The sequence below is a fragment of the Dyadobacter bucti genome, assembly GCF_005869225.1.
Lineage (GTDB): Bacteria > Bacteroidota > Bacteroidia > Cytophagales > Spirosomataceae > Dyadobacter > Dyadobacter bucti.
Genome location: NZ_SWFP01000002.1, coordinates 561827 through 579358 on the forward strand (window position 1 = coordinate 561827; position 17532 = coordinate 579358).

At 46.5% G+C, this 17532-nt stretch carries 11 protein-coding genes; 4 read left to right on the plus strand and 7 right to left on the minus strand.

The features are described 5' to 3' along the window. Positions 1–71: 71 nt before the first annotated feature. The 3 genes from FBF61_RS07515 to FBF61_RS07525 all read right to left on the minus strand — a co-directional run bounded on the left by FBF61_RS07515 (position 72) and on the right by FBF61_RS07525 (position 5311). Positions 72–1055, minus strand: a complete 984-nt coding sequence (locus FBF61_RS07515; protein WP_138476589.1) for a TRAFAC clade GTPase domain-containing protein — start codon at positions 1053–1055, stop codon at positions 72–74. Between the two features lie 9 nt (positions 1056–1064). Further along, positions 1065–3233 carry a GTPase family protein gene (locus tag FBF61_RS07520; protein WP_138476590.1) on the minus strand — a complete coding sequence of 723 codons (2169 nt, stop codon included), beginning with the start codon at positions 3231–3233 and terminating at the stop codon, positions 1065–1067. Between the two features lie 1040 nt (positions 3234–4273). After that, positions 4274–5311: a LacI family DNA-binding transcriptional regulator gene (locus tag FBF61_RS07525; protein WP_138476591.1), complete on the minus strand. Its 1038-nt coding sequence runs from the start codon at positions 5309–5311 to the stop codon at positions 4274–4276. A gap of 243 nt (positions 5312–5554) precedes the next feature. Here FBF61_RS07525 and FBF61_RS07530 point away from each other — a divergent pair, with 243 nt between their 5' ends. Genes FBF61_RS07530 through FBF61_RS07545 form a run of 4 tightly spaced genes read left to right on the plus strand, consistent with a single transcriptional unit; the run spans position 5555 to position 12747 of the window. After that, the gene (locus FBF61_RS07530) at positions 5555–8683 is read left to right on the plus strand and encodes a SusC/RagA family TonB-linked outer membrane protein (RefSeq protein ID WP_138476592.1); all 3129 of its coding nucleotides are present in this window, start codon (positions 5555–5557) and stop codon (positions 8681–8683) included. Positions 8684–8710: 27 nt separating this feature from the next. Next, positions 8711–10468, plus strand: coding sequence for a RagB/SusD family nutrient uptake outer membrane protein (locus FBF61_RS07535; protein WP_138476593.1), 1758 nt, complete (start codon positions 8711–8713; stop codon positions 10466–10468). A gap of 59 nt (positions 10469–10527) precedes the next feature. Beyond that, the gene (locus tag FBF61_RS07540) at positions 10528–11949 is read left to right on the plus strand and encodes a Gfo/Idh/MocA family protein (RefSeq protein ID WP_138476594.1); all 1422 of its coding nucleotides are present in this window, start codon (positions 10528–10530) and stop codon (positions 11947–11949) included. 48 nt (positions 11950–11997) lie between these two features. Beyond that, positions 11998–12747 carry a glucosamine-6-phosphate deaminase gene (locus FBF61_RS07545; RefSeq protein WP_138476595.1) on the plus strand — a complete coding sequence of 250 codons (750 nt, stop codon included), beginning with the start codon at positions 11998–12000 and terminating at the stop codon, positions 12745–12747. A gap of 108 nt (positions 12748–12855) precedes the next feature. Here the strand turns inward: FBF61_RS07545 and FBF61_RS07550 are convergent, their stop codons facing one another. The 4 genes from FBF61_RS07550 to FBF61_RS07565 form a co-directional block, all read right to left on the minus strand. Next, a complete protein-coding gene (locus tag FBF61_RS07550) occupies positions 12856–13911 on the minus strand; it encodes a dihydrodipicolinate synthase family protein (protein ID WP_138476596.1) in 1056 nt (351 codons plus the stop codon). Positions 13912–13981: 70 nt separating this feature from the next. Next, positions 13982–14998 carry an NAD-dependent epimerase/dehydratase family protein gene (locus tag FBF61_RS07555; RefSeq protein ID WP_138476597.1) on the minus strand — a complete coding sequence of 339 codons (1017 nt, stop codon included), beginning with the start codon at positions 14996–14998 and terminating at the stop codon, positions 13982–13984. Then, positions 14998–16176, minus strand: coding sequence for an Nramp family divalent metal transporter (locus tag FBF61_RS07560; protein ID WP_138476598.1), 1179 nt, complete (start codon positions 16174–16176; stop codon positions 14998–15000). Before FBF61_RS07560 ends, FBF61_RS07555 begins: the two co-directional genes overlap by 1 nt. 247 nt (positions 16177–16423) lie before the next feature. Beyond that, on the minus strand, positions 16424–17482 hold the full coding sequence (locus FBF61_RS07565; protein WP_138476599.1) for a LacI family DNA-binding transcriptional regulator: 1059 nt from the start codon (positions 17480–17482) through the stop codon (positions 16424–16426). Between the last annotated feature and the right edge of the window lie 50 nt (positions 17483–17532).

The window sequence follows — 17532 nt, forward strand, 5'->3', positions numbered from 1 at the left end:
AAATCCCGAAACGAACCGACTGGCGGTGTTTCGGGATTTTTCGTATTCAAATGGTAATGTTAACCCTGCTCTCAGAAATTGGTGATACCTGAATTCTGTACGATTTTCACACCCTCATAATCCATGCACAGCTGCGAAAGTTCTTCCGAAGATGCATTGAGATAATTCAGCTCCCCCGACAAATTCCGGATCATCCCGCGGAATCCCTGGCTGGCAATGTCATATTGATTTTTCAAGATAAAACTCAGCAGATAAGTCAGCGGGCGCTCGGTGTGCTGAGGCGCGTAAACACCGCGCTGGGTCACTACAAACACAGGTACTTCCTTGGACGAACTTTCGTCACTGCTGTTGAAATACATCAGCTTGCAGCTTCCCAAGGTCTGTACAGGCGAAATAACGACCGAGACATTCCTTTTTAAAGATTTGCTGGTCAGGAAAGTAATGATATTCTCATATTTGTCCTGCACCTTTTTCACAAGTTCATAATAAGGCCTGTTGCTCATGTTTGGCCCCTCGGCAACAAAATATTTTTCCGATTTCATGGGTGCGAGTATGACGAGCCGCGGATCGCTCAGATTCGAATAAACATCCGTCAGGACACTCAGTAAAGACTTCACCTGAACATCATTGTCAAGCTCCATGAGAGACGCAGAATCTATCGGAATGATCAGCACTTTCGAATTCGCAACCAGATCCTTGATATGGTTCAGTTCATTAACGTTCCCGCTGGTAAGCCAGCCGCCGGGATGGTCGGTAAATTCGATGTTATAAGGAAGCGGGAACTTCTCCCCTCTTTTACCAAGACCCAGATGGTATTTGGTAATTTTCGCCGTCGGCCTGATCCCGTTGCTATGTTCAACAGTCCCTTTTTCCAGACAGTTGACGAGTTTTTTCCTTTCGTCGATAATGAGCTTTCTGGCAGTAGAGTCTATCGCAAATTGTAAATTTGTATTTTCAAAGAAACTGGTTTTCAAATTATCCAGCATGGAAATGAGGCATGAAGTTTTGCCTACACCTGCTGCACCTAAAACTGAGACGTTTATAGTTTTATTCATAAAGGGTTTCTAAATTTCATTTGTAAGTTTCTTGGTCGTTTCAATATAAAGTTTCAGCCTTTCATATTGATTATGTCTGTCTTCAGCATTTTCATATCTTTCAGACCAGATTTTCGCCCTGTTCAGCTGATAAAATATTTCCCAGTTGTCTTTCGCATGTTTCGATCTGAAAATCTGGTTCAAAAATTCTTCCAGCAACGAAAAGGAAATCTTGTTAATATCTTTCGACCAGATATCAAATTCTTTCTGGATCTGATACAAACAGGCTTCAACGGAATGTTTAATGTATTTTAAAATATCCGTCGCACTGTCATCCCTCGACAACCTGATTTCCATGTGGTCGGGTGTCAGAATATCCAGATATTCCCTGATCCGGAAATGCAGAAATCCTAAATATGATAACTGAAAATTTATAAACGAAGTCAGCGAATTTTTCAACTCATTAATATTGCTCACTTCTTCCAGCAGAACGCTCTCAAATGAAGCGGCGGATTTCTCCATGTAATGAAGTTTCCCTTCACTTTTCAGAATGGAATATACCTCATGTTTGATATTTGTGAGCACTTCCAGCAAAATATCATCCAGCTTCAAAAATTCATTTGTAATGTGTGTTTTATAAACATTCAAAAAGTCCTCATAAGCTTTGTTATAGGAACCAAATGAATTCCTGCTCAAATTAATATCCGCCTCGGTCAATTCACTCAGCAAATGCTTAATATGCTTACGCGTATCATTAAAATGTGTGTATATCAATGAATTCCGCTCATTCCTTAACGAATACTTTTGCTTTAATAAATTCTCAAAAGAATTCGTTTGTGCATTCCAGAGTGTGTTGAACAAATCCTTAAATGCGTACAAATCCATGTTGTCGTCCGGCTCTTCCAATTCTTCCAGGTGTTTAATAACCAGTTTTGTTTTATTATAAATTGACAATATATTATTCTGCGAATAAGACATTATTTTGCTGTCCAACTGACCAATTTTGCTAATAAAAGAAGTGGAAACCTGTCCAAGGATTTTTTCGGATATTTCCATTTTATCCGTGCAGTCGATAATGGCCACGTCCGAGAAATGCATCCCGTTCAGCGTAGCCCCGGCCCACATATCCTTGCAGTTATCGTAATTGTTCATAGTAGGACTGATATTGACGTGGTTCAACACCAGGAATGAATTATCCTTGATATCGACGCCAGGTATACCCAGTTCCGTGATGGTATCATTGCATAAATTATAAAGATCCATATCTATGCCTTCCCACACGTCTCCGAGCGGATCGGGCTTGCGGACAAACAATAGAAAATCGGCACGGTTCATCAATTTTTTGATCCGGTCTTCCTCGTCGACGAGGCTTACATCGCCGATTCCCGGCATATCCACCAGGGTTAGTTTTCCAAGATCATGATATGGGAAAGGACAAACAATCTCAACCTGGTCAACAGCAAAATGTTTAAATGTTGCCGTCCGGTTTTCAGCATATTGCGTTACATATTCATCTATTTCATGTACAGAAATATTTTTGGAAATGCCTGTAAGAAGATGATTGTATGCCGGCAGATTACCGTGCATTTCGAGAAGTTTATTGTATTTGGAACTGTTGCCCGGATCCGAATTTCCGTTTAGCCTCGGTAATAGAGAAACTTCGAATTCGGCTAAGTTTTTGGGAACAGGTGCGAGATGCAGGTCGTTGAAATAAGGAAGGACTGTATTTTGGAAAAAGTCGTCCCGGGTCCGGAACTTGACAGTAACTTCTACATTTTCGCTTTCAGAATTTGAAATCAGGCTCGTTACCGCCGTACAATGTAAACCGTTCCCATCCGGAATAATACTCGCATCAAGGCCCGACAAACTTTGTAATATCGTGCTCTTTCCTTGTCGTGCACGTCCCAGAACACCTATGCAAATATCCTTTTTTGAAAAACGCTCTTTCAGTTTAAATAACCTTTGGCGTTCTTCCTCAATTTCATGTATAATAACAGCGATATCCTCGGAACTTATCTTCTTATTGACCTCAGCTTTACCCGTGTAAGTAATATGTCTGTTCGAATTTTCAATAGCGGACAGATTATGGCTTAGTGTGGATAATTTTTGAATAGCATTTGAGATTTCATTATTTATGATCGCCCTTTTGTCAATTAAACGTGTAATATTTGAGAAGGTAGATGCGGTAGATGCGGTCATGTAGATTTAGAAATTAGTTTTTATAATACGTTGGGTAAGATGAAAGTGATCCGATGCTGGTAGTTCGTTTTCCTATTATAATACCTGTTAACAAAGTGTTGATTTTTAACGAAATATTGATTACCAGCAAAGGTTCCATTTGAAATCCTCTGCTGTTTTCTAACCTATTTAATGCATTTTATTTGCAATCCTTCTGATTCTTTATACATTGCTTAATTCAGAAATACTCTTTGAAAAAAAATCTGATCGTTACTTATTTCTACACATGAACTGACCCGCTCAAAACAGTATGTTTATGATTGGGATCACATTGCACTTTTGATATGATAAAATGTAACGGAAGGAAATTTAAGCCCGGCAGCAGATTGCCCGGGATTATGTGAAAGGAGACGGTTGGTAGGCTTTGTTTGTCCGGATTACATATCCGGCTCCGAGCCGCTCAACCCAATAATACGTATTGCTAAAAGCGGCGCCTTGAAAAGCTTGTACAACCACTATCTGAGTGATTTATACAATCAACCACAACACTTTACTTCCAGAACACTACCTAACTCCCTCTGAACACCCAGTTTGTATAAAAATCAGAAGCACGTCAAAGAACATTTTTCTACGGCATTATCCAAGCAATTTCTACCAATACTGCTATATTTATCAAGAATAAATATGAGTCCCAAGTGTCTGTCGGGGCAATTACGGTGAATATCGAAGTTACTTTGGAAGTATAGTGTGGTAAGGTATCATGTGTGTTACTCGAGTAACTTTTCAGTAGCACTCTCGTAAACATAGTAGAAAAAATTTTAATTCTAAAGTTTATTTTTTATAAATATTTGATTTAAAAGAACAAAACTCCGCCCCAAAACCCGTGACTACTTCTACACATTTTTCCGGGCGCAATTACAGCATAAAATTATAATGTTTCAAGTTTGAGCCTGCTCGGACAAATCCTAAAATCCATTTTGCAGGCTGAAAAAACTATAAAAAAGCGCCAAAAATGCGCGTAAATACCTGTTTATCTTTGCATCAAAAGTTATTTACCGATTTCAGGAAATTATAAAATTTTGTGATCTGCTGGTGGACTCCCTGGGTATCAGCTCACCCGAAAGGGTTACCTGTTCCGCCGGGAAATTAGTTTTACGAATGTGTTTGAGTAGTAGTTCGCACGCAATCTTCCCGATTTCATAAGCCGGCTCGGACACGGTGGAAAGTGTCGGGGAAATGATCTGCGAAATAGGATCGTTTGTGAAACCGACCACGCCTACTTCTTTTCCAACCTGCACGCTGAGCTTTTTCAAAGCAAGTATTGCCCCGATCCCCTTTCGGTCGTTGACTGCAAATATCGCATCCGGCCGATCCTTTCCAGCCCCGAAAAGTTGCCGGACATCGGCCTCGCCATCCTGTTGTGAAAATCCTGAATGTATGATAACATCCTCATTCAGAGATAGTCCATATTTTTCCAGCGCCTTGTAATAACCCTTCATCCTGTTTTCAGTGAGGAACAAACCTTTCGGTCCGGTGATGTGGGCAATCCGTTTGTAGCCGCAACTGATCAGGTGTTCAACCGCAGCAAAAGCCCCGTTGTAATCATCCTGCATCACTTTGGAGGTCTGGATTTCACTCGCAACCCGGTCGAAAAATACAACCGGCAAACCATCATCGATCATTTCCTGAAAGTGGGAGCAATTGTTGGCATGCGCTGATACACAAGCCAATAGACCATCGAGACTGCTTCCTGCCAGATTCTTGACAATCGTGACCTCCGCTTCCGGGGAATCATTGGTAAGGTATAAGATAATGTTGAACCCATTTTCCTGGGCAACCCGCTGAATCCCGGTAATGACTGTGGAAAAATAGTAATTGGTGATCGACGGAATGATGATGCCAAGGTTGTGCGTACTTCTTTGAACAAGTCCCGTAGCATTAAAATTGGGTTTGTAGTTCAACTCCGCTGCCATGTCCAACACCTTCTGCCGGGTCTCGAAGCTCACATCATACTTATCCCGCAGCGCCCTTGATACGGTAGCTACCGAAATGTCGAGGGCTTTGGCAATGTCTTTAATGGTAATATATCGTCGGCGCATAGAATTTTTTCAGCTCAGTTTTCCGGCAACGTTAACGTAAACGTTCTCGTTAACGTTGCCGCGATTATTTTTCGGGTTTGATGTGGACGAGTTTTATAAACATTGTAAAATTACCGAAAATCCAAATTTAATTTTTAGATAAACCAGTTTAGCCACTTCTTATTTCTTTCCGCACACAATTTTTAAAATATACCATTATGAACTTCTGACCATCCTGAATAATACACTTAAACCAGTTCATATATGATTCCTAAGCTACAAAAGAAAACGCTGTCACGAGCCCTGTTCATTTTTTTAATTCTGATCAGCCCCGGGTGGATTATGGCGCAAAATGCCGCTGAGATAACCGGAACCGTGGCGGATAGCGTGACCAACACAGGTCTGCCGGGGGTAACTGTTGTCGTAAAAGGTACACAGAGGGGCACTACCACCGATGCAGAAGGACGCTATTCGATACCCGCCGGAGCTGCTGATATGCTTTCATTCAGCTTCGTCGGTTATGTTGGGAAAGAGATTGCTGTCGGAAACAAAACGAAGGTCGATGTGACCCTACAGCCGAGCGTCAATGCGCTGGATGAACTCGTGGTGGTAGGTTACGGCACCATGAAAAAGAGCGACCTGACCGGGGCCGTGATCCGGATTGATGCCAAGACTTTTAAAAACCAGCCTATGACGCAGCTCACCGATATGCTTACCGGTACTGTGGCAGGCTTTAATGCCAACCAGGGTACTACTGCGGCGGGGGGAAGTTCTTTGCAGGTACGGGGGCCGAAATCGCTGAACGCATCCACGAATCCGATGATCGTTATGGACGGGGTGATTTTCAACGGCAGCATTTCCGATGTAAACCCGGCCGATATAGAAACCGTCGACATTCTCAAAGATGCCAGCTCGGCGGCAGTGTTCGGGGCGCGGGCGGCCGGCGGTGTGATTTTGATCACTACCAAAAAAGGCACGACCGGAAAACCCACGATCAACTTTTCGACCAACATCGGTACTACCCAGACCACCAATGATTTCAAACCTTTTGACGCACAGGGCTATCTGACATTCAGAAGGGACCTGCTAAGGGGTATCAACCCCAATAATCCTTCGTTTTATTACGATAATCCGACACAACTGCCATCGGGTGTATCGTTGGAACAATGGAGGAACGCCAGTAACAATCCCCAGGCCGACAATACGCAGGAATGGCTTGGAAGGCTGCGTTTTTTCCCGATCGAAACGGAAAATTATCTGGCAGGAAAAACAGTGGACTGGTACAATGAAGTGATCAGGACAGGCCTGCGCCAGAATTACGACGTCAGCATAGGCGGCGGGAACAACAACCTTACTTACTACTGGTCAGTGGGGTATCAAAATAACGAGGGATTAGTGCGTGGTGATAAATTCTCCACTTTACGCTCCCGGCTGAATGTGGATTTCAAGGTCACCGACTGGCTCAATGTGGGTGTCAACACGCAATTTGCCGACCGGGACGAAAGTTCTGTCACGGCGAACCTTGGCCAGATGTTTATCATGAGCCCCTACGGTTCCATGTTTGAGCCGGACGGAAGTGTATCCTGGTTTCCAAACAGTTTCGCCACCGCCAACCCGATGATCAATTACTATGGCCAGGACCGCCTGAGAAAAGTAAGCACGCTTTTCGCCTCGATGTTCGCTAAAATAAAACTGCCTTTTGGCTTCGATTACAAGATATCTTTCCAGCCTCGTTTCGAATTTGCAAAAGATTACAAATTTTTCTCGTCGGAAACACTGGACGGCGGCTCTACCCGATCCAACGGATATGGGGTACGTGAGGACGGCAACAGTTACGAATATATCCTGGACAATCTCCTGCACTGGAACAAGCAGCTGGGCATACACCAGTTCGACGTCACGCTGCTTTACAGCTCAGAACGGAACAGAGGCTGGTCTTCAAACATCAGCAACCAGACGTTTGTCCCGAATCAAAACCTTGGTTTTCACGGGCTCCAGTATGGTACCAATCCTACTGTCAGTACCAATGACACTCAGATCACCGGGGATGCAGCCATGGCACGTCTGAACTATACCCTGCTCGACAAATATCTGATTACGGCCTCCGTAAGAAGGGACGGGTTTTCAGCATTCGGCACAAAACAGCCGCGGGCCACATTCCCCGCAGCCGCACTGGCCTGGAAAATCTCGGAAGAAAAATTCTTCCATCTTGACTTCGTCAGCCACATGAAACTGCGGGTTTCCTATGGTGTAAACGGAAACCGTGATATAGGTGCATACTCGGCGCTTGCCCAGCTTCTGTCAACCCAGTACTACGACGGCTCCAATGTACAGGTGGGTGTTTACAACAGCACGCTGGCCAACCCCAACCTGGTGTGGGAAAAAACAAAATCCATCAATCTCGGTATGGACGTAGGCCTCCTGAAAAACCGCCTGGATGTGAGTATGGAGTACTACGACATGACCACTACGGATCTGCTTATGAACAGGTTACTACCTGAGATCACCGGGTTCAAGGAAATAACATCCAACCTGGGGGAACTGGGCAACAAAGGTTTTGAAATAACCATCAATACCGTCAATACTGAAAAACGGAATTTCAGCTGGAGATCGAGCCTGGTGTTCTCGTTTAACCGAAATAAGATCAAAAGGCTTTTTGGAGATTACAGCGAAGAAACTGTTGACGGCAAAACAGTAAGGACCGAACTTCCCGACTACACCAATGAATGGTTCCCCGGCCAGGCCCTGGACCGTGTCTGGAACTACGACGTGACGGGTATTTGGCAGGTAAGTGAAAAAGCGGCAGCCGAAGTGTACAAACTTCAGCCGGGGGATTTCAAGGCAACGGACACGGACGGAAATGGAAAATACGAGGCACTCGCAGATAAACAATTCATCGGTTACCGCCAGCCAAGGTTCCGGATCGGTCTGAGAAATGAATTTACTTTCTTCAAGAATTTCTCCGCATCTATATTTCTCCGGAGCGAGCTGGGGCACATTGCACCGTTTGCGGAAGGACTTCGTACCGGCGGATCGGATACTTATGACAGAAGAAACACCAACGATTTCCCTTACTGGACGCCTGACAACCCGACCAATGATTACGCCCGCCTGAATACCAACACCAATGTTTTCGGGGGAGGTATCAAAGTATACAAATCGCTTTCGTTCCTGCGCGTTCAGGATTTGAACGTGGCGTATGCGTTGCCAGCGCCGGTTGCACAACGTCTGAAACTGGGAAGCCTGCGGGTTTTTGCCTCAGCAAGAAACCTCTTCACTTTTACAAAATGGCCGGGATGGGATCCTGAGGCCTGGACTCCCGATGGCAACGGCGTGCTCGTCAATGGTCCGATGCCCAAAAACCTGACCGTGGGTTTGAACCTGTCATTGTAATTCACGAAGAAATCAACAGAAGAAATTATGAAACGTCTTATCACAATATCTTTTTCAATAGTCATTCTCCTTCTTACCCAGACATCCTGTGACAAGGACTGGCTGAAACCCGAGCCGCTGTCTTTTTTCAGCCCGGAAAATGTGTATACCGATAAAGCAGGCTTTGAATCCCTGCTGATCACGATGCGGAAAGACATCAAGAATGAAAATACCAGTGCGATGCCCAACCTGACCATGGAGTTCGCTGCCTCGGATCTGGCTTCGCCCTGGTCACAACTGGATTTTTACAACCTGACCCCTAACACAGACCAGTACTACCGGTTTCTGGCTATGTTCACAGTCTGGTACAGCTCTATCAAAAATGCCAACGTACTCATTACCAGGATTGATGACATCGAATGGGCATCCGAACAGGAACGCAACGCGATTCTGGCGGAGGCATACTGGCACCGCGCCTACTGGTATTACAGGCTGGTCAATTCGTACGGTGATGTGCCTTTCATCAGTCAGGAAATTCAGGGTGCAAAGCTTGATTTTCAAACACATAGCCGATGGACAATCCTGAATAAGATCCAGTCTGATCTTGAGTATGCCGCGCAGTGGCTTCCTGTCACTGCCAAAGCCGGAGCGATTTCCCAGGGTGCGGCAAACCATTTGCTGACCAAGGTTTATCTCGCCAATACAGAATATGATAAGGCGATCGAAGCCGCAACGAAGGTAATCACCGGCCCTTACGCACTCATGACCCAGCGTTTCGGGGTTGATGCCGCCAAGGTGGGAAGAAATCTGATGTGGGATCTGCACCGCCCCAAAAACTTCAATACGGCACAGAATACAGAGACCATACTTGCCTCTGTGGACCGTTTTGAAGCACCTCCGGGAGCCCGGTCGGTAGGGCTTTATACCATGCGGATGTACAATTGCCAGTGGTTTCAGCCACAGGTGCTCGACAGCCAGGGCAAGCCGGGTATGACTGCCAGCGGCCCGATGTACGATTCGCTTGGAAGGGGCAATGCGAACATCCGCCTGACGGGGTATTATCAGTACGACATCTGGTCGTACAAGGGTGCAACATGGAAAAATACGACCGACCTGAGAAGAGCCGATATCAACTGGGTGGATAAGCATGAACTCCGCTACAACAATCCGGTTTCCGTGGATTTCGGGAAGGTCGTCAATACGGCTTATCTGGCAGCGCAGGTAGACACTTTCAAGCATGTGTACGCCATGCCGCACTACATTATGTACGTTCCGCAGGACGATCCGAAGGCTCAGCCTATGGGTGGAAACGGCGACTGGTATGTTTTCAGGCTGGCCGAAACTTATCTGCTGAGAGCTGAGGCATACTACTGGAAAAACCAGTTTGCACTGGCTGCCGACGATATCAACAAAGTGCGGACGAGGGCCAATGCATTGCCTATCAGTGCCGGGGAAGTAACGATCGATTTTATCATGAACGAGCGCGGACGTGAGCTTTTTGCCGAAGAACCCCGGCATTCCGAGCTGGTCAGGGTTTCCTATATCATGGCCAAGTCTAATCTGGGAGGTTACAGTCTGAGTAATTTCAGTGAGAAAAATTTCTTTTTCGACCGGGTTATGAAATACAACAACACCTACGAAAAGAAAATCCAGCTCCTCGGAAATACAGCCAATATGGCACCATTCCATGTACTTTGGCCGGTACCTTCGCTGGTGATTACCGCCAATACCAAGGGGGTTATCAACCAGAATGTGGGTTACGACGGGGCGGATAAAAACGTAGCGCCGCTCACTGTAATAGAATAGTCGGATGAAAATCCATTTAAGTAGAATCTGTATTTGATTAATAAATAAAACATACGATTATGAATAAAAGAGAATTCCTGAAACTCACAGGGCTCGGTGGAATCGGGCTGGCGGGCAGTACCTTGCCACAAGGCTGCGCAACGGCAAAAACCACTGCAAATAATTTACCCGAAATCAAAAAACAAGCCGGAGGTGCTCACCGCCAGACATTCAACATGTCGGGCTATGCCGCACCAAAAATCGATACGATCCGTATGGCATATCTGGGGCTCGGGAACCGGGGCGGCGGGGCGATCAAACGGATCATCCATCTGGAAAATGTGGAGGTGAAGGCACTGTGTGATATCCGCCCGGAAAGTGTCAATAACGCTGCCAAAACTTTTACAGGTACTTCACATAAGCCCACATTGTATTCCGGAAGCGAGGATGAGTGGAAAAAAGTATGCGAACGCGACGACATCGACCTCATCTACATTTGCACACCCTGGCACCTGCATGCACCTATGGCCTTGTACGCTATGGAACACGGCAAGCATGTAGCCTGCGAAATCCCGGTAGCCACTACGGTTGAAGACTGCTGGAAGCTGGTAGAAACTTCGGAACGTACCAAAAAGCACTGCATGATGCTGGAAAACTGCTGCTACGATTTTTTCGAGCTGCTGACGCTGAATATGGCGCGCCAGGGGTATTTCGGAGAGATCCTGCACGTGGAAGGGGCCTATATCCATGACATTTATGAATCGTTTTTTGATACGACCAAACGTTACAATTTGTGGAGGCTCAGGGAAAACCAGAAAAACGGAAACCTCTATCCAACCCACGGACTGGGGCCGGTAGCCCAGGTTTTGAACGTTAACAGGGGCGACTGTATGGATTATCTGGTGTCCACGGCTACCAATGATTTCATGCTGGCTGAGAAGGCCAATGAATTGGCAAAGAAAGATCCCGCATTCAAGGAATTTGAAGGAAAAACTTTCCGCGGAAACATGAATACCACTACCATCCGAACGAAAAAAGGCAAGACGATCATGCTGCAGCACGATGTGACCTCGCCCAGACCTTATTCCCGTATCCACCAGATCAGCGGAACGAAAGGCAGCGCGTTGAAATATCCTGAACCAGGGCGTATTTCGCACGGTCACGAGTGGGTGTCGGCCGAAGAGTACAAAGAACTGGAAAAGAAATACCAGCCCGAGATCGTGAAAAGGATCGGCGAGCTCGCCAAAAAAGTAGGCGGCCACGGGGGTATGGATTTCCTGATGGACTGGCGCCTGATCGACTGCCTCCGCAACGGGCTTCCGCTGGACCAGGATGTATATGATGCCGCGTCATGGAGTGTGATTGCACCGCTCAGCGAATGGTCGGTAGCGAACCGATCCAATTCGATTGATGTTCCTGATTTTACATCCGGATCCTGGAAAACCAATCAGCCGGTTGATATTGAACTAAAAAAAGGAGGAAATACCCAGGTAAAGGCTTAAACCCACCCCATAATTCTTTTACCGATACTAAAACACAAAAACGTTAGAATGAAAATTGTAATATCAAATACCAGCAAGGAACTGGGCCAGGTGGCTGGCAGCGAAGCAGCAGATCTGATCCGTCAGACTATTTCAGAAAAAGGTAGGGCCAACATCATACTTGCCACAGGTACCAGCCAGTTTGAAACGATCAATCAGCTCATCACAGAAGAGATCGACTGGTCCAAAGTAACAATGTTCCACCTGGACGAATACATCGGAATGCCGGTTACCCACGGCGCCAGCTTCCGGAAATACCTGAAAGAACGGTTCCTTGAGAAAGTATCCCCTCTTGAAAACAGTTACCTGATCAACGGAGAAACCGAGCCGGAAAAAGAGATTGAAAAACTGAATGAGCTCATTTCACAACATCCGATCGATGTTGCTTTGGTGGGCATCGGAGAAAACGGCCATCTTGCATTCAATGATCCTCCGGCTGATATGGATACTGAGGAGCCTTATATTGTTGTAAACCTCGACGAACCCTGCCGTTTGCAGCAAATGAACGAAGGATGGTTCGGCTCGCTGGAAGAAGTACCCGCCCAGGCGATCAGCATGTCGATCCGGCAGATTATGAAGTCGGCACACATCATTTGCTCCGTTCCCGACGAGCGGAAGGCGCAGGCGGTTAAAGACAGTCTCGAACAGGAAGTAAGCAACACTTTCCCTGCGAGCATTTTACAGCTACACCAGGATTGTACTTTTTATCTGGATAAGGCTTCTGCGAGTTTATTGTCGGAGGTGACGTTGTCGCATTAAGAAGGTTTTTGTCAGGCTGAGCGCCGCGACCCCGTGCGCTCAGCCCGACAACCATAAAATCTTACAATCAACCAATTACGCTGTCACACAGCGCAGTCGGAATGCTGCTTACACCAATTCCTCCTCCAGCAACTTCTTCACAAAATCATCATCAACCAAGTGCGGATAAGCCTCGGTTACTCTGGTGATTTCTTCGGCCTGGCCGGGGGAGAGGTTTTCTTTGGGGTTAAGGGTCAGAATGTTTTCCATCAATCCCTGTCTCCGCAATACTTCGTGCACACCGGTGATACATCCGTGAAAAGCATGCGCAGGGTCAAAAATGGCTGCATTCATGTCTGTCACCTCAATATTCCGGCTCAGCAGATCTGAAATATTCTCATTACCATTTGCAACCGACTTTTTTATACTTTTCAGCAGGCTTACCGCCTTTTCTGTCCAGCAAGCCCAATGTCCAAGTAATCCGCCGGCAAACCGCTTTTCAACCGTTTCCCCGTTCACATTAAAGCGGTAAGGTGTCAGCAGGTCTGCCACAATATTGTCGTCGTTTCCCGTGTAAAGCGCGATTTCGTCTTTGCGGGAAGAAAATGCCACAGCCCGCACCACATCCAGCGTCTGGTACCGGTTGAACGCAGCGATTTTGATAGCATACACATTCGGGATCTCAGCAAACTGCTGCCAGAAATCATAGCTGTAAACCCGCCCGCCAATCGCCGCCTGAAGATAAAATCCAAATACCGGAATAATTTCAGCAACGGTCTTAATGTGTGCAATGATCTCATATTCAGACTGCTCCTTGAAAGCAGCCATACTCACAAGCCCAAGATCGTAACCATATTTCACTGCAATATTTGCCTCCTTAACAGCCTGTTCTGTCAGCCCGCAGACACCCGCTACCTTGATAAACGGCCTGCCGATATTCGACCCGTCAATTTCGTCCGCAGCAATTTCGAGTACTTTTTCAAACAGATTAACATGCGGGTCGCGGATCTCAAACTGTGTCGTATGGACGCCGATCGCGATGCCTCCTGCCCCGCTGGCCATGTAATATTTCGTGAGACCGCGCTGCCTTTTTTCATCCAGTTTAAGGTCACTGGTCAGCGCCAGCGGATGCGCCGGAATCACCGTCCCCTCAAACAAAAGATCTTTTATTTCCTGCCTTAACATAATCATTCAAATTTTTTTATCCCAAAAAAATCATCTTCCCCTTCTTCCATCCTCCCTTTCCTCCCTACTCCTAAAACTGCCCCTTCCTCTCCTGAAAATGCGTAGGCTTATTAATCGTCTTGCCGCCTTCCAGCAGCCATTGCGCGGTGATCCCGATCATCTGTTTCAATGTCGTGCGCGGATAGCCGAACAAACGGAAAGATTCCGCAGCGTTACTCAGCAAAGCAGAAGGTTGTTCCTCGTTCGCAAACTGCGGAACGGTGTTAAATATACGTCCAAATTCCCCCGCCAGCCAGCGAAGCGAAACTGTCTCCGGACCGGTAATATTCAGGATCTTCGAAGGCGCCTCACAATGCAGCAGCGAACGGATCGCCATTTCATTGGCATCTCCCTGCCAGATCACATTGACGTGCCCGGTACTCAGGTCAATCGCCTTGCCACCCAGGACAGATTTCGCGACTTCCAGAAGGACGCCGTATTTAAAATCTATCGCATAATTCAGGCGGTAGATCAGCAATTTTGTTCCGTAAATTGAAGAAAAATGCTGGAACATACGCTCCCTCCCGAGGCACGACTGCCCGTACTCCCCTACCGGGTCAGCACGCAGCTCTTCCGTAGCTCCTCCCGACGCAACTGTCGTAAAGGGATAAACATTTCCTGTTGAATAAACCACGATTTTGGAATTACGGAATTTCTCGGCCACTCTGCCGGGCAGATAGGTGTTCATAGCCCAGGTATACGGTTCATTGCCCGAAGTACCAAACTTGGTTCCGGCCAGATAAAGCACATTTTCCACTTCGGGAAGCGCCTGAAGCTGGTGATCTTCAAGAATATCCGCAACAATGGTTTCAATACCCTCGGCGTTCAGCTCGGCGGTCAGGCCTGGTTCGCTGAACCTCGAAACACCAATGACACGCTTATCAAGTCCGGCCTCGTCGATGGCCTGTTTCGCCAGGCGCGCAATGCTCGGCCCGATCTTGCCCCCTGCACCCAGGATCAGGATATCACCCTCAATTTTCTTGATATCCTCAATCAAGGCGGCCGAGGGACTTAGCCATTGTTCTTCAAGAGATGCTATTCCGGTCATTATTTAAAAAGCGGATTGTTAAAAAATAATTCTTTGCTATTGATAATCGCAAGTGAAAAAATCACCACCAAACCGATACCGGCCACCACTTTTACCAGCGGGCTATTGGCTTTGTCACCCATGATTTTCTTGTCGTTGGCTACCATGTAGAGGGCCGTGCCAATGAAAGGCACAACGAAAATTGTTACACTCTGGGCAAAAACAATAAGCTCTAACGGCAACTTGCCAAATTTGATAGCTATCGAAGCACCGATCACCATCACAGTAGCCACAAGGTAACGAACTGGTTTTGAGTTAAAATTACTACCAAGCCCCAGCGCATCGCCCAGAAGTGTCCCGCCGACAGAGGCATTTCCGATCAGGGAAGAAAAGGCCGCCCCGAACAAACCGATCAGGAAAAGCGTAGATGCATTGTTACCAAAAAGCGGTTCGAGCGCCTTTGCCATATCCGAGGCCGAATTGACCTTGATTCCTTTGGGGTGTAAAATGGAAGCAGCGCAAATGATCACGATCGTACACATGAAACCCATGAAAACCATCCCGGTCGTACTGTCATTCCTGGCTGTCCGCAGTGATGGGTTGATCCGGATGCGTTCCTGAATTAGATAAGACTGATAAGATGCCCCCACGATTGAAAAGGACGACGCGATAAACGCGATGATCAATCCCTGGGAACCCTCCGGGATGACAGGCGTTGTAAAACCCTTTGCAACCTCAACCATGTCAGGCTTGGCCCAGAACAAGGTCGTCAGAAATGAAAACAGTTTTACCAGGATCAGGATAATCATCGTCCGTTCGAGCACCGAATAAAAGCTCCTGAAAAACAGCAGGCTGATCCCGACAAGGTTGAAGAAAATGACCCACGGAATAGGCGAAGTATGAAACAGCTCCCCGGCAGCGATCCCGACGCCGATTGAATTTCCGGCCTGAAAAGAAGTGGTCACCAGGAAAACCCCGATCCCCATAGCGATGGAAGCGCCCTTTCCCCATTTTTGCTTTACCGACGACAGCAGCGATTGATGGGTCGCTGCGCCGATACGAGTAGACATCGCGGCAAATACCGACATAAAGAAAATGGCCACTATCACAATCCAGAGCAGCGAATAACCATACACCGCTCCGATTTTCGAAGTGATGGTCAGCTTGCTGGGCCCGAAGATCAAAGCCGCGGTAATCATTCCCGGACCGAGTGATTTAAGCCAACTGAGTAATTTGTCTTTAAAGTTTTCCAAGGTAATAAGAGTAAGGACTGAATACAGGAACTGTTCGGCTGATGCAATTTACGGGCACGTGCCCGTAAAGGTAGAAATATTTTTTATATTCTTCTTTTTTAAAAAATCTATCCATAAAATTTTGTGAAAAAATTCAGATCGGCCCGATTCTCCGGGCAACGTTGCCCTTTGCATCAGTTATATTCCAGAAAGGCTAATTCTGGTAAAACTCGTAATTTTCTTTGGTAACGATATCAATGGGCATATAACTCAGCCTGGTCACGGGCGCGTTGGTGACGAGGGTCTGGTAAAACGCCATCACTCCCCGGTAGCCCTGCTCTTCGGGCCGGTGACAGATCAGAAAATCGATGACGTCACTTTCGAGATACCCGACATTCTCTTTGACAAAATCATAACCGATCAGTGAAACATGCGTACGGTGGCTGTTTTTCAGAAATGACGCCACGGTATGCACCCGCGAATTGGTCACAAAAGCCGCACCTATATCCTTGTTTAAATGAAACACATAAGTAAGATGCCGCGCGACCGACTGGTAATCTGTTTCCCGGATATCGATACGAACGATCTCGTTGGGCTGGTTTTTGTCGCTGAAATAGGACCTGAAACCTTCCTCTATCCGCAGGTAGTTGAAATTATCGACTTCTTTGGAAATATTGATGATCAGTACCTTGGTATTACTCTGCAGCCGGTAAGTAAGGAGTTTGGCACCTACATAGCCGCTTTTGAACAAATGCGGACCAATGTAAGAAAGGCTGTGCAGGTCGGGAATATCCGAATCTATAAAGATAAAAGGGATTTTACGCTCGTTGCATTCTGCCGCAAACTGTTTGGTTTCTTCAATAAAAGAAGGCGAAAGCAAAATACCATGCACGTCGCCCTGCAAAATCAGCCGTACATTTTCAGTGAAAGACTCTTTGCTGTTGAGATCAAAAAAATAAGAAATCACCTGTACGCCATATTGCCTGATCTCAGCCTCCGCTCTGCGGATCCCCAGCAGCGGGGCCTCCCAGAAATCCGTTTCTTCGGACACATTGGGCAGCAGAATAGCAATGGTGATGATTTTACGGGATGCCAGACGGCTGGCAAGGATATTAGGCTGGTAATCGAGTTCCTTGATAATATCGTTGATCCGCTGCTTCGTTTTCTCCGAAACACCGGTCCTGTTGTGAAGTACCCTGTCCACGGTTGCGGTAGAAACATTGGCCCGTCGTGCTATTTCCTTTACTCCAAAAGAAGTATTTTCTTTTTCCATGCAGGTCTGCTTTTTGCGGTAAATATAGTGGTTACCCGCTTTGGATACAG

What these genes read in the sequence shown, in the direction of transcription:
- FBF61_RS07555 (WP_138476597.1), bottom strand. Translation starts at nt 14,998, where the DNA reads ATGACCGGAATAGCATCTCTTGAAGAACAATGGCTAAGTCCCTCGGCC.
- FBF61_RS07560 (WP_138476598.1), bottom strand. Translation starts at nt 16,176, where the DNA reads ATGATTACCGCGGCTTTGATCTTCGGGCCCAGCAAGCTGACCATCACT.
- FBF61_RS07525 (WP_138476591.1), bottom strand. Translation starts at nt 5,311, where the DNA reads ATGCGCCGACGATATATTACCATTAAAGACATTGCCAAAGCCCTCGAC.
- FBF61_RS07520 (WP_138476590.1), bottom strand. Translation starts at nt 3,233, where the DNA reads ATGACCGCATCTACCGCATCTACCTTCTCAAATATTACACGTTTAATT.
- FBF61_RS07530 (WP_138476592.1), top strand. Translation starts at nt 5,555, where the DNA reads ATGATTCCTAAGCTACAAAAGAAAACGCTGTCACGAGCCCTGTTCATT.
- FBF61_RS07515 (WP_138476589.1), bottom strand. Translation starts at nt 1,055, where the DNA reads ATGAATAAAACTATAAACGTCTCAGTTTTAGGTGCAGCAGGTGTAGGC.
- FBF61_RS07540 (WP_138476594.1), top strand. Translation starts at nt 10,528, where the DNA reads ATGAATAAAAGAGAATTCCTGAAACTCACAGGGCTCGGTGGAATCGGG.
- FBF61_RS07535 (WP_138476593.1), top strand. Translation starts at nt 8,711, where the DNA reads ATGAAACGTCTTATCACAATATCTTTTTCAATAGTCATTCTCCTTCTT.
- FBF61_RS07550 (WP_138476596.1), bottom strand. Translation starts at nt 13,911, where the DNA reads ATGTTAAGGCAGGAAATAAAAGATCTTTTGTTTGAGGGGACGGTGATT.
- FBF61_RS07565 (WP_138476599.1), bottom strand. Translation starts at nt 17,482, where the DNA reads ATGGAAAAAGAAAATACTTCTTTTGGAGTAAAGGAAATAGCACGACGG.
- FBF61_RS07545 (WP_138476595.1), top strand. Translation starts at nt 11,998, where the DNA reads ATGAAAATTGTAATATCAAATACCAGCAAGGAACTGGGCCAGGTGGCT.